Source organism: Vibrio sp. CB1-14 (assembly GCF_040412085.2).
Classification (GTDB): Bacteria; Pseudomonadota; Gammaproteobacteria; order Enterobacterales; family Vibrionaceae; genus Vibrio; species Vibrio chaetopteri.
Genome location: NZ_CP115920.1, coordinates 2,706,935 through 2,720,399, shown reverse-complemented (window position 1 = coordinate 2,720,399; position 13,465 = coordinate 2,706,935). Strand labels below are relative to the sequence as shown.

Below are 13,465 nucleotides of genomic sequence, written 5' to 3'. Positions count from 1 at the left end.
CCAACCTTCGATTGATACGAGTCGGCATCCCAGCCGCTACCGCGCTCCTTCTTTTAATGCCAGAAGGGAGACTTAATAACTTTGTGTTCTCCTTAGTGATAGCCAGCACCCATGATCGGTACCAGCTGGATCCGTGTTTCACTATTGAATGAAAGGTAAATAAATTGAAAACGGCTTTTATTGATTTGGATTAGCATGTCACCAATGATCGCGGGGTAAAGTGAGTTTTTTGTTGTAGTTGCGAGGCCGAGCACAGGTTCTTGTTATTAACTTATGAAATCAAACACCTAGCGATAATGAAGATATCAGAGCACGCCAATCGAACGGAGCAATTATTCGGACTCCGTGCCGAAGACATTCATAAATGGATTGATGGTTTTTTTGAACACGATCGATTTGATCATGCTCTAAAGCAAGGGACAGTGACTCGCGATCCCTACGATCACCGTCGATTTCGGCACTGTAAAGAAGCGCTGAACGAGGCGTATCAAGAGTTCAGTGGCCAGTATTCGCGCCAGCAGATACGCAATGTGTTTGAAACTCATATTCGTGATGATTACGACGGGTATATTCCTTCCCGTGCTGATTTTGAAAATGGCACGTTTCAAACCAAATACCACGATGCCCATGACGGCGATGAACTCAGTGCTGTATTGAGCGCCAATGAATTGATGGATTACTTTGATGGTTTACATGCACGTCATTCTGAAAATCGCGGACTGTTAAACCGCTTTACCTTGCGTATTGTTGCCCCCTCGATTTTGGCGCTGGTGTTATTTGTTGCTGCGATTATTTTCGCCATTGTCCCCTTTGTTGAGCAGTCGATGGTCGAGCAAAAGCGCAACATGTTGGCGCAGCTGACCTCCTCTGCGGTGAGTATTGTCGATAGCTACATTGAGCTTGAGCAAAAAGGCGAGCTCAGCCTCCAAGAGGCGCAAATCCGCGCGAAGAATGAAATTGAAACCATGCGCTATGGGCCTAACAATCGCGATTACTTCTTCATTATCGACAGTAAGCCAACGATGGTGATGCACCCCTATCGCGCTGACTTAACAGGACAAGACCTCAGTGACTATCGAGATAACGACGGTGTTGCTGTGTTTGTCGAGTTCACTAAGCTAGTCGATAACCACCAACATGGTTTTTTGGAATACTTGTGGCAGTGGAATGACCAAGCGGATGTGACCACGCCGAAACTGACTTATGTGGAGGGCATTGACGAGTGGCAATGGATCATAGGTACAGGTGTCTATTTGGACGATGTCCAGCAGGGTATCGACAAGCTAGAAGGGACGCTTTACGCCATTTTTGCCGCGATTTTTGCCGGTCTTGTAGTGTGTATCGGCTTTGTTATGTCGCAAAGCAAAGTGATTGAAAATCGGAAAAAGCGCGCCGAAATCGCGCTACATGAAGCGAAAGATCGCTATCGTGCTTTAGTCGAATCATCGAATGAAGGCTACATTTTGGAGACCGATGGGCAGATCATATACTCCAATGCCTGTCTTCATCGCATGGTAGGTTATAGTGAACACGATTTTGAGCAGCAAGATATTTGGTCTCGATTATTTACTCAATCACCTCAAAACACCAAAGTGCTGGCGCACCTTGAGGCACTGTTTGATGGTGGAGTTGAGCCTGGGGAGTTTGAAGCGCAACTTATCACTAAACACGGCAATACCCTAGATATCATTGTTAGCTCATCGCGTATCTTCTTGTCTGAAAAACAGGGGCACGTACTGTCGTTCAGGCCGATAACCCGCAAGATTTATGGCGGTAGTTTTGGCGTTATCGATGAGGTGCGTGACTATCAGCCTATGGTCGCTGATATCATCAGCAAGATAGAACAAAGCCATTCGCCAGGCCATGCTGTGGAAACACTGAATCAATTGACGGTCGTTATCCGTCAGATGATAGAGTCTGGCTGCCGTCCTGAAATATTGCGCCGAACCATAGGTACTGCCTACGATGCGGCTATCTGCCGATTTATCCAGTTGGCGACGATTGAGCTTGGTGAGCCACCGGTACCGTTTACCTTTATTTCTTTTGGTAGTAACGCGCGTCACGACATGACGCTGTTTTCCGATCAAGATAACGCCATTGTGTTTGATGGTGCCACGTTAGAGCCGACTGAGTTAAAGCAAGTTCGCCGCTATTTTTTGAGCTTGGCTGAAAATGTCTGCTCTATGCTCAATCGTGCAGGATATCGTTATTGCGAAGGACTGATTATGGCGTCGAATCACCAGTGGTGTTTGAGCCTTGATGAGTGGAATCGCAACTTTGAACGCTGGATAGCAGACGCTACCGCTGAGTCGATACTGGAGCTGAATGTGTTTTTCGATATTCGCGCGACCTATGGTGAAGGGGCACTAGTGGATGCGATGCACGACAATATTCAACATCAGCTCAAGCGCCAACCATCGTTTTTTACAACGTACGCACATAACTGCCTGCAGCATGAGATCCCACTGACCGCGACGAAACAGATCAAAGTGGAGAATCATCAAGGGCAGTTAACCTTGAACCTCAAGCAATGCTTAAGACCAATGGAGATCTTCTGTCGTCTGTACGCGTTAAAACATGATATTCGTGAGAGTAATACCGTCACTCGTCTTAAACTTTTGGCGGCAAAGCAGGAGTTGGACGCCCCGACGCTTCGTGACATGCTGTATATCTTTGATCATATATGGCAGCTACGATTTATGAACCAAATCGACGAGTACACCGATCTTTGCAAGGTTAATGATGATATCGATTTGGCCAAGCTGTCGACGTTGGAGCGCCAACATTTAGAATCGGTGCTTGAGCGAGTAAGCCTATTTCACGATAAAGTAGAGCGCGACTTTTTGCGATGATAAGTCAGTGACATTTTGCGAGTGAGTTGGCATGAAGATAGCTGGGTGTTCATTGTCTCTTTCCTTTACTGATAGCTCACTCGAAAACTTTCCAAACTATTGACAATCTTAGCTTTATTTAGCGATCTCGGCGCGGCGAATCCTCTTATTACTGTCGATAATTGTTGTGTAAAAACAACTGGTTCCAGTAATTGAAGAGAGGAAGAGTATGAACAAAGCCCTATGTTTAGCCGCCGCGCTTTGTTTATTTTCAACCATGGTGCAATCAAACGATTTATGTATGACCGAGGAACAGCGTGTTGCTGGCTGTGAATTGAGAAACGGTAAATCGGTCAGCTTTTGCAAGGCCAGCAATGGCATTACAACCTATCGATACGGGCGCGAGAGTAAGCTTGAACTGGAAATCGCGGAGCCAAAATCAGGGACTATGCTTACATTGAGTCAAAGCTACTCCAAAGGCGCCGCGCAAGAGTATCAGGCACAAAATGGCAGCTACCAATACACGTTTCTCGACGCGCTATATGGCGATATGGAAGCGGTATATTTGCTATCAGAAATGGATCATCGCGGTTACGATGTTCCTTGGATCAGTGAGAGTACGTTAACCCATCATGCAGTCGATAAGCACCTTACGGTATCTCACAGCAGCAAAGGTGATCTGGTTAGGCTTTATTGCCAAGATGATGACCATTTCTATGGGAAGCCACATAATCAAGCGCAGTATATTCATATCTTGCGTGATACGACGGACAAATACCGCACCACGATATCTGCAGAGATAGCAGAGTGTCAGTCTGATTCTAAACGTTGCTTTTCTATCTACGAAGACTATAAACAAGAGTTCGCTGTGCTCTATTTTCCGCCGATTGAGAATAGTGCGTACGTTAATAATAAAGCCTATTTGATAAAAATGAACAGTGGTGCGATGGTGAAGTTAGCGCTGGAAGTTGTTGATACTCAAAATCGAGCACCGCTGGACGGGAGTGGAACCATTCACCTTACACTCGACAATCAACAAACCGTGATTGGATTGGAAGTTAAATAGCCCATAGTAGTTTGAGTGGTTTTGGATTCAGCGTTAATGACAAAAAGTAAGCCGACCTTTTAGGTCGGCTTCGTGATTTATAAGCCTTGTTCCTTCGCCATGTTATTGGCAATTTTAGGCGCATACCAAAGACTTGGGGCGATAATGAATGACGCTGGTACCGCAGTAATCACAATGAAAGATTGCAATGCAGAAATACCGCCACTGCCCATTGAAATTAACACGATCGCCACTGCACCCATGATGACTCCCCAGAAAGCGCGAATCAGAGCATTGGGCTCCTTGTCGCCGGAGATCACCATAGTAATGGTGTAGGTCATTGAGTCGCCGGTGGTCACAATGAAGGTGGTGGTTAAAATTAAGAATAGGATTGAAATCAGCAACGGAAATGGCAGTTGCATAGTGATAGCCAGTAGCGCACCTGGCATATTGAACCCTTCAAAACCAGCTTTAATGATACCAGGTGTAGCCAGCTCAAAGGCCAGTCCAGAGCCACCTACGATGGTAAACCAAAAACACGTCACCAATGGAGCGGCAATGCTAATGGAGAGAATTAACTGTCGAATGGTGCGGCCGCGTGAAATACGCGCGATAAAAATGGCCATCATAGGTGCATAGCCAATAAACCAGCCCCAAAAGAATACGGTCCACCAACTCAGCCATTGAGTATCACCGCGGTACATTGCCATCGGTACAAATTGATCGATCATGGTACCGAGACCTTGAACGTAACTGTCGATGATAAAGCCGGTTGGTCCCGCGATTAAGATGAACAAGATAAGCGCCGCAGCAAGAATGACGTTGTAGCGGCTGACTAATTGAATGCCACGATTAACGCCGCTCAGTGCAGACAAGGTGTAAAAAAGCATCGCAATGACGACCACCGTCGCCTGAGTGGCAAAGGTGTCGGGAATAGAAAACAGCGCTTGCATCGCATAACTGATCTGAAGGCCAAGAAAACCAATCGGGCCAATAGTACCTGCGGCAACAGCGATGATACTTAAAGCATCAATAGTATTGCCAATCCAACCTTCAATGGCGCGCTGTCCGAGCAATGGGTAGAGTAGTGTACGGGGTTTAAGTGGCAGGCCTTTGTCGTAATGCAGATGCATTAGCACGATTGACGATAACCCCCCTAATACTGCCCATGCGAGAAAGCCCCAGTGTACAAAAGATTGTGACAGCGCGTTGATAGCGTTGTTTTCCGGGGACGAAGAGCCGAATAGTGGTGGTGGAGACAAGTAGTGGGCAATTGGTTCGGCCGCCGCCCAAAAGACGCCGCCGCCAGCAAGTAACGTACAGAGCACAATCGACATCCATTTGAAGCTCTCTACATCGGGACGCGCCATACCACCAAGTCTCACATCACCAGTTCGACCAAAACAAAGGGCCAAGCCAATGATGAAGTTAGCCATTAAGAGTAGCTGCCAAAAGGCACCAAAATAACGAGTAGCGAGATCAAAGCCGGAGTTCACAGCGCTTGAGAGGGCAATAGGGTGTGTCAATGCAAGGAGGACAAAGAGGGTTAGGAAAGAACCGCTGAGCCAGAATACAGGGTTGTTCATTTCTAGTTTTTCAGCAAGGCTCTTGATGCGTTCAGGTGGATGAATCGCATCATACGCTGATATCGATGCGGTTGAGCAAGCCTCAACCGTATTGGAATTTGACATTAAATTATCACTGTTCACGGAGCGCTGTTAATTTATCGCGCTGTGGATTTAAATGTGGCCATGTAGTTAAAAGTGTGACCCACATCATAAAATGGTCGAGCATCCTAACACAAAGCGCATTCAGGTTCAGAAGTTTTTTGAGAGTTCAAGCTGTTGCAATGTGTGTGCTGTGACATGATCGAGGGGGCTTCGGAAGCTTGGTATTGACAGGTTGAATGGTATTATTTATCAAGACCAGTAAGTTAGGTGTTAGCGACCTTAAGGTTTTAGCTGCTCAAGAAAGCCTTGATAGTCGACATAAGCTTTTCGCACTCTGTCTGGAATTGGTTTTTCATAGACACGGGCGTCATCAATTTTTGCCATCGACCAACCCTGAAATATCGGCTCTTCATAACACTTTACAGCACCTTGATGAGGGCTAGTTAGCAGGGCATGACGCAAGTTCTGCACATGATACCAAGGAGAGCTTTTACCTCTAAAATGGTTGAGGATTGGAAATTGGATCAAAAAGATTTCGCAGCATAATAGTTGTGCCATTAGGCAATCAACACTATCGCGCGCTTCTTCCGGATAATACTGGACAACTTTATTGAGTTCACGGTTGCATTCTTGGATAACGCTGGCCAAATTTCCCCCTACATGCTGTCCACTCGTGTTACTTCAGGAGTGATATCAAGTGTGCCTCTTATAAACAGTAAGCTAGGAGTTCGCTCCACGCCAGTTAAAATAAAGGATTAGCTTTAGCTGGCGCTTGAAGCGTGAGGTAGTTACCTCATTACCAGATTATTTGTGTGTCGCTAACGGTTGCGTTGAGTGTGCATCGTCTTCGCGGAACGTTTTTGGCTTTTACTCACTTTATTGACAAGCGCAACAAGGCCGTAAGTGACAGTAAAGGGAACTAACGTGAGTACGAGCAATTTCACGAAGGACATCACGAGCATGAATATAAATGGCGCGGATTTTTCATCGCTATGTGATTCAGTCATCATGGCAGAATTGTTAATAGACTCCGCCCATGAAGAAAACTCTATCGTCCACATCAATCCACTGAAAATCAATGAAATAAGAACAATAATGATCGTTCTTTGCTGCCAGTTTTTTGCCAGATATTTCATTGAGCACCTGCCTTTGTATCGCGTTTCTGAATCATTTTTTTGGTCATTGTTTTGATCCAAGTCCAATGCAGAGCAAGGTGTACACCAAGCATCGGCATAACCAGATTACCTAGGTCGTGGTGCAGCTTAGACCAAACAGGCAAGATATCGATAGGTAATCCTAATTGTGGAAGCAGTGCTTCTGAAACAAGGAAGCCACTCAATGTCGCCATCAGCATAACCAGATAGAAAAGGGCATCCCAAATAGCGTTAAATCGATCTTTATTGGATTGGCGATGAACAAAGTTCTTAGGCAAGGCCATCATCCAGTCCCAGTGCAGCAGTAAGTGGATAATAAGCGGGATAATGAACAGCAGGCTCAACCACTCGTGTGCCCACGTTCCGGTGACTTTGGGAATGCAGACCAAAATGAAGCCGATCAGCAATACGCTATCCATGACGTATTGTGTTTTGACTAAGCTGTCTTTCCAAGTTCTTGTTTGCATGATGAGGTGTCCGAATTAAACCGCGTGCGTTAAGAAGTCATGTCTATACGCTACCAATTTCAAGCCGTCATTCAATTTGTTTTACAGTGATTTACAAATTGAACCATGTAACCTCACCATTCGATGGAATTTGACAATTTCGTTTGCTGCGGAAGAAGCCGCAGCTTGTGTTCACGTCTTGGTGCAGATCTTCACTCAGTATAAACAGGGCGTCTTCGCCATCCATTTGAACAATGTTGTGTGACACAGGCGTGTTGTTGAGTGTAAGGGTGACCGTTTCAATATTGTCTGAGCCTAAGTTAGGAATTCGCCACGCAAGTGCATTGTGGTAATCCGCTCCTAAAGATTGAATCGTAGCATCCAGTTCTAAGGATTTAAGTTCGTTGGATGGCGTTTTTTGAAGCGTCATCTGGTAGCGGACGACGACATCGTTGTAATCAAAGTCACCGACGTAAGGCCAATGATCTTCAAAAGCGAGCGTCGCATAGGTGCTGGCGGTTGGATAATAAGTCGTTGTACTTTCACCCTGTTGTGAGTTTTCCGAAGCTGTCAAAGGAATGTACTGGCTGTCTGAAGCGTCATCAATTCCATCCAAAGCGGCAAACGGCGTCACGTTGACAGAGAATAATAAATCGTTGAAGTCCTTATCCCCACTGCTGTATAGAGTATCTTCAAAACCGATGACTAAGAATTCGTTTTCCTCATCGACAAAAACCACATTGTGATAGCGTTCTGCTTTACTTCTCTTAGGGTTGAGTGCCGACAAAGAGTAAAAAGGTTGTCGCCATAGTCCGTCATAAGGGACTTTGCCGTACTCACCTAGCCAACCCCAACCGTTAGGTACCACATAAAAACCTAGGCTCTGACCTGCTTGAAGGGGGATTTGGTAAGTGAGTTGATCACCTTGTAGCATTTCCCCTGCGGGCGGCTTAGAGGCATTGGGGAAAGACAACTTGGTGCTGTGCAACTTCGCTGCGTGTGGTGGGTGGTGTGTCCGTATCAAAAACAAAATAGCCAAACACATTGTTGAAGCTTGCCCCTTCATTGAGAAAGGTAAACGAAACACAAGCTGTGTCAGCAAATTCAGGATCAATCTCGATATTACTTTTTGCATCCGTTGCAATGTAACCCGGATTTACTTTCTGTCCCGGAGGTAACATGCTGTCTATCCATTCTAATAAGTCGGTAGGTAAGGAATCTCCAACATTAACGGTTGCATCAGGTTTGCCTATTAAACTGTAACCAATTTCGGCACCGCCTGTTGGGTAATGATACTCAGTACTCCATGCCGCTGTAACCGCACAGCTTACAAGTCCTACTCCTAGTGCTAATCCTTTCATAAAATGTCTCCTTTCTACGCGATGAAGTTTATGCACGGAATGTGCCAATTTTTTGTTAATAAAAACAATTATTTAAACTTGTGTCAGAAAGGTTTTTTAATTTGAGTATTAAGCTGAGAATCAGCAAAGGAACATCTCAAGAATTGAGGCAGCCGGAGAGAATATGGAGCGAAGGCCGCCTTGTTAGGCGGTCTAAATAAGCAGATGAAAAGCCAAGTAATAACGTATTACTTCTCTGAGCTTTGAACTAAACTTGCATAACCGCCACGGTTCAAACAGGTCTCCATAACACGAACGACATTTCGACTCGTTTCATGGTTTAGGAGATCCGATTGATGGACATTGTTTTGCAACAATGATGAGAAGTGCTCGATTTCGTTAGCAAATCCGCCACCTTTGATTGGCATAGCGATTTGGGTCACTTCACCTTGGTAGGTAATGTCTATGGTCGAAGAACTCCACCATTTTTCGTGCATAACGATTTCTAGCTCTGGCCCTCGAATAATGGCATTTCGTGGCAGGTCGCGTGTAATTGAGGCGCAAATGCGGCCTTTCAATGGATCATCAAATGAAAAGGTAGCGTTCTCGTCGACTTTACTTTGTTCATTGTCTTGAACGTACTCGACAGTAGGAATGTTAATCGCACAACCTGCAAGTCGACATAGATCCGCGTATAGCCAAAGACCATAAACGCCGACATCTAACGTCGCGCCACCACAAAGCTTAGGGTTAAACAGATGCCAAGCACCGTCGTACTCGTGCCAGTTGCCAAACGATGCTTCAACTGAGGTAATTTCAACTTTATTGTCGAGGATAAACTGCTTCATTGCGCGATACGCCGGAAATGTAACGCTTTTCATCGCTTCAGCGAGAAGTAGACCATTGCTTTTCGCGAGCGCAGCCATCGCATCCCAGTCGGCCAAATTAGTGAGAGCGGGCTTTTCAACCAGTACATGTTTTCCATTTTTAAGAAAAAGCTTTATCAGCTCTTTGTGAAACGGATGGATAGTCGCCACGTAGATAGCGTCAATATTGCTATCGTTAGCCAACTCAACGTAAGAGCCATAGCTTGTTTCGCAGCCATATTGCTTAGAAAACTCTTCGGCGCGGCCGAGATCTCTTGCCGCAACGGCAAAGAGCTCTCCGTTTTCAACGTGAGCGATGAGATCTTTTGTAAATCGATGGGCAATGTTGCCTAGGCCTGCGATGCCCCAGCGTATTTTTTGGGTCAAGTGATTCTCCTATGCGCCTGCTCTGCAGGAATAAATGCTTTTTACGGTCTAATTCTATTTAAAATAATGACTTAATTAGGTGATGTGAATCTGACTAAATAATTAGATGCTCGTCTCCTCAAACGATTGCCGTTTCTTGATTACTACGTTGAGCAACAGCAACAAACTTACTGGGAATAGCGAGGCAAGCAGCATCCATGTCCAGCCTTGAGTAAAGAGCACGATCCCAGCGCCGAGCGAACCAGAAGCTTGAAAGGCCGTGATTGAAAAATCGTTCACCGCTTGCACTTTAAAGCGCTCACTCGGTTTATAGGTTTGCGGCAATAGTGAGGTGCCACCAATAAACAGAAAGTTCCAGCCGACTCCTAGCGCAACCAATGCCCACCAATAATGATGAACAGAGTGACCCAATAGCGCAACCGCGATACAAGCGAGGAAGACCACACAGCCGAGAGTAATGAGCTTATAGACACCAATACGTTTAATGATAAGTGGGGTGACGAGTGAGGGAAGGTACATCGCCATAACATGACTTTGGATAACCCACTTAGCACTTTGAATATCGTGCCCGTGTCCTGACATGGCGAGTGGGGTTGCTGTCATAAGAAAAGCCATTACTGCGTATGCCGTGAGACCAGAGCCTATCGCTAGCCACAGCACGGGCTGCTGAAATAGCGCCGACAAGGTTCTACTGTCACCCGCTTCAGTGATGTTCTCTTGGATATTCAGTGGCTTCATCGCAACAGCAAGTATAGCTGCGCCAATCAGCTCTAGAATACCGAGCGCAGCATACGCGCGCGCATATTCAGCATCGAATAGGGTGATTGCCTGTCCTAAGTTGAGTAACTCGGGTCCAACCCACGCCGCAGCGATACCACCGACTAAAACTAAGCTAATAACACTTGGGTGCTGAGCAGGACTTTCACAGCTTTCAATCGCGGCAAAACGATACTGACCCACATACGCCAACTGAGTACCAAGTAAGAATGCACTCGCGCAGAACCCCCAAAAGCTGCCAACCTCGATACTCCAAGCGGCACCCAAAGCACTGGCACTACTTACGATAGCGGCTAAAATAAAGGCTCGCTTTCTGCCAAGCTTTTTTTGGATTCGAGCTGCGGGAAAAACATTCAGCGATACGCCGACAATCAACGCAGTGACTGGCAAGGTCGCGAACGTAGGATCAGAATGAAGCTGCGCGCCGACAATCCCGCCTAAAAACACATTCAATGCGCCAACAGACAGGACAAAAGGCTGCACTAGCGCAAGCAACCAGGCGTTCCATGGTAATGATTTCATTGTTTTTCTTATGTGGTACTTTGATGGTGTCCATGGTGACGGAATTTGACAGAAAAGCAATCTCACACTCTTTTGGAGAGAGTTTGCTAGCAAGAGAGTTTGCTAGGACACACACCAAAAAGTATGAAAATAGTATGATTTTGCCTAATTTGGCGGCCTGTCAACGGTGTTTCTAGTGATTGACTGCTAGAGTTCCTTCAGACTAAACGGAGGATAAAACGTTGACAACGGCTCGAAAAAAACTTGTTTCTATAGATGCAACTTCCTATTACCACTGCGTTTCTCGCTGTGTTCGCCGTAGTTTCCTATGTGGTGAGGATGCCTCAACCAACACGAGTTATGAACACCGACGTAAATGGATTGAACAAAAGATTTATGCGCTTGCTCAAGTCTACTGCATTGACATTTGTGCTTATGCCATCATGAGTAATCATTATCACTTGGTTCTAAATCTCAACAGGGAATCCGCCCAAACACTTACTCTTGATGATGTAGTGGAGCGTTGGGGCAGTGAGCATAAACTGCCTAGTCTAATTCAACGTTGGCAGACTCAGCAGCTCTCGTCTCACGCTGAGGAAGAAAAGTGTCTAGAGATAATAGAAACGTGGAGAGAAAGACTGTGGAGCCTCAGTTGGTTCATTAAAGAGCTCAACTTTGACATCGCCTGTAGAGCAAACCGAGAGGATAATTGTACTGGTCACTTTTGGGAAAGCCGATTCAAAAGCCAGGCATTGCTTGACGAAAAAGCATTGGCCGCCGCAATGGCTTACGTCGATCTAAATCCAGTGCGGGCTGGAATAGCCAAAACGCCAGAAGATTCGGAATATACATCCATAAAGCTCAGAATTGACACACTTAATCGTAATCAAGCAACAGCGCCTTGTCTTCATCCTTTTGTGGGCAACCCCGGCAATCGTATGTTGGATGGTATTCCGTTTCGATTAGTCGATTACATCGAGTTAGTGGATTGGACCGCTCGTCAACTTCGGGATGGGAAAGCTTCCATGAGAGACAAGATTCCACCAGTATTGGAGCGTCTAAACATCAATCAATTAAATTGGCTAAAAGTATGTACGCAGATAGAGAAATCTCGGGCAACCGCACTCGGGGCGCCCATGTTGGCTGAACAGACGAAAACAGTGCTAAACAAGCAGAAGCTTTACATGTATCGTTTAGAGTAAGCTTAAAGTTTCGAATCAATTTATAAGTCAATTCAAAGTACCACTAAGTGCTTACTTTATGAGTGCCTGATAGCGTCTTTACTTTCATCAAACTACTTCCTACACGTATTGACGTACTCAAATCTTCCATGTTTTGTCTGAACGAGAGGGCTGTCTGCTAATGCTTCAATTTTGATTGCGTTTGGTTTTTAAGGTGTGTGTCCCTTTAATGCTTTTATTTAATGCTTTTAATGCTGTCCCTTTAATGCTGCTTTAATGCTTTAATGCTTTAATGCTTTAATGCTTTAATGCTTTAATGCTTTAATGCTTTAATGCTTTAATGCTTTAATGCTTTACTTTTACAGTGGATATATTGCCAGTTGCTTGATAATGTTTGCCCTAGCTACTGGTTTTCTAGCCTTTGATAAGAGCAGTTCTTCTAAAGGTTAGAAAAGCGTAATCACCTTATTCGCCATTGGATTCAAAATGCAATTACAATCTATCGACAAGCAGTTATATCGCTCACGTCTAAACATCGTCATCGTTGCATGTATTGTGAGCTTAAGTGTCTCCAGCTTAGCGATATCTCAAAGCTTGATATTCTTTTTACCATCAGACACGGGCTCGCATTTTCATTGGAATCTTCTTGGCGTAGTGGTGAGTGCATTGGGTCTAGGTTTTACCCTGTTAAAACTTAAACAACACCCAAAAATGAAAGAAGTCGTGTATGTGTGGCAGTTAAAGAAAGAGCTTAACCTTATTTACCGGAAAAACAGAAAGTTGTTGGCTGCGGCAGAACAAGGCAATGCTGATGCCATGTTAGCGCTTCAGTTTAGTTACGAAGGATCACGCCAGTTGTGGCAACTTGATGATAATACGATTGTAATGACGAGCCTAGATGCAGCGCAGTCAAAACTGGATGGATTGACTGAAGCGTACAATTTGCAGCTTGATATATCGAGCTATCAGTCGGGGCTACTTCGTCAGTTTTGACAGAGACAGCCCAACATAGAAAGGGATACGTACCAAACGCCTCATGGGGTAGCATATCCCTTTGCTCCTCACCACTATTTCTTCACTACCTAATGGAGTATAAGTAATAGTCCTTTTTATGCTGAAGTGTGCGCTCCTTCAATGTCCTAGCATTTGATGAACTACTTACTCACCTTGATCATGTGTACATTGAAGCGGGTGTTCATGAAACCTCACTGAAACTTGAAAAGGCAGCATTTCAGGAACTGATAGCGGATAGGCGATGTTTCAGGTT

12 protein-coding genes are annotated in these 13,465 nt (G+C 45.2%); 4 read left to right on the top strand and 8 right to left on the bottom strand.

The annotated features are described in order from the left end of the window. Positions 1–260 precede the first annotated feature (260 nt). Together PG915_RS12295 and PG915_RS12290 are read left to right on the top strand one after the other, a co-directional pair. Positions 261–2,852: a DUF294 nucleotidyltransferase-like domain-containing protein gene (locus tag PG915_RS12295; RefSeq protein ID WP_353496778.1), complete on the top strand. Its 2,592-nt coding sequence runs from the start codon at positions 261–263 to the stop codon at positions 2,850–2,852. Positions 2,853–3,060: 208 nt separating this feature from the next. Continuing rightward, positions 3,061–3,897 carry a hypothetical protein gene (locus PG915_RS12290; RefSeq protein WP_353496777.1) on the top strand — a complete coding sequence of 279 codons (837 nt, stop codon included), beginning with the start codon at positions 3,061–3,063 and terminating at the stop codon, positions 3,895–3,897. A gap of 77 nt (positions 3,898–3,974) precedes the next feature. On the opposite strand, the gene PG915_RS12285 is transcribed toward PG915_RS12290, so the two are convergent. The 8 genes from PG915_RS12285 to PG915_RS12250 all read right to left on the bottom strand — a co-directional run bounded on the left by PG915_RS12285 (position 3,975) and on the right by PG915_RS12250 (position 11,038). Further along, positions 3,975–5,567, bottom strand: a complete 1,593-nt coding sequence (locus PG915_RS12285) for a BCCT family transporter (protein WP_353496776.1) — start codon at positions 5,565–5,567, stop codon at positions 3,975–3,977. Between the two features lie 258 nt (positions 5,568–5,825). Further along, entirely contained in the window at positions 5,826–6,194 is a 369-nt protein-coding gene (locus PG915_RS12280; RefSeq protein WP_353496775.1) for a hypothetical protein, read from the bottom strand. Between the two features lie 170 nt (positions 6,195–6,364). Beyond that, positions 6,365–6,682 carry a hypothetical protein gene (locus PG915_RS12275; protein ID WP_353496774.1) on the bottom strand — a complete coding sequence of 106 codons (318 nt, stop codon included), beginning with the start codon at positions 6,680–6,682 and terminating at the stop codon, positions 6,365–6,367. Continuing rightward, entirely contained in the window at positions 6,679–7,167 is a 489-nt protein-coding gene (locus tag PG915_RS12270) for a DUF4405 domain-containing protein (RefSeq protein WP_353496773.1), read from the bottom strand. Before PG915_RS12270 ends, PG915_RS12275 begins: the two co-directional genes overlap by 4 nt. Before the next feature lie 91 nt (positions 7,168–7,258). Beyond that, the gene (locus tag PG915_RS12265; RefSeq protein ID WP_353496772.1) at positions 7,259–8,080 is read right to left on the bottom strand and encodes an LruC domain-containing protein; all 822 of its coding nucleotides are present in this window, start codon (positions 8,078–8,080) and stop codon (positions 7,259–7,261) included. Between the two features lie 16 nt (positions 8,081–8,096). Then, the gene (locus tag PG915_RS12260; RefSeq protein ID WP_353496771.1) at positions 8,097–8,507 is read right to left on the bottom strand and encodes a hypothetical protein; all 411 of its coding nucleotides are present in this window, start codon (positions 8,505–8,507) and stop codon (positions 8,097–8,099) included. A 227-nt stretch (positions 8,508–8,734) separates the two neighbouring features. Continuing rightward, positions 8,735–9,739 carry a Gfo/Idh/MocA family protein gene (locus PG915_RS12255; protein WP_353496770.1) on the bottom strand — a complete coding sequence of 335 codons (1,005 nt, stop codon included), beginning with the start codon at positions 9,737–9,739 and terminating at the stop codon, positions 8,735–8,737. A 102-nt stretch (positions 9,740–9,841) separates the two neighbouring features. Continuing rightward, complete coding sequence (locus PG915_RS12250) at positions 9,842–11,038, bottom strand: MFS transporter (RefSeq protein ID WP_353496769.1); 1,197 nt, start codon at positions 11,036–11,038, stop codon at positions 9,842–9,844. 221 nt (positions 11,039–11,259) lie between these two features. On the opposite strand from PG915_RS12250, the gene PG915_RS12245 reads away from it, so the two are divergent. Beyond that, positions 11,260–12,219: a transposase gene (locus PG915_RS12245; protein WP_353496768.1), complete on the top strand. Its 960-nt coding sequence runs from the start codon at positions 11,260–11,262 to the stop codon at positions 12,217–12,219. Positions 12,220–12,684: 465 nt separating this feature from the next. Then, entirely contained in the window at positions 12,685–13,191 is a 507-nt protein-coding gene (locus PG915_RS12240; protein ID WP_353496767.1) for a DUF3087 domain-containing protein, read from the top strand. Positions 13,192–13,465: the final 274 nt, after the last annotated feature.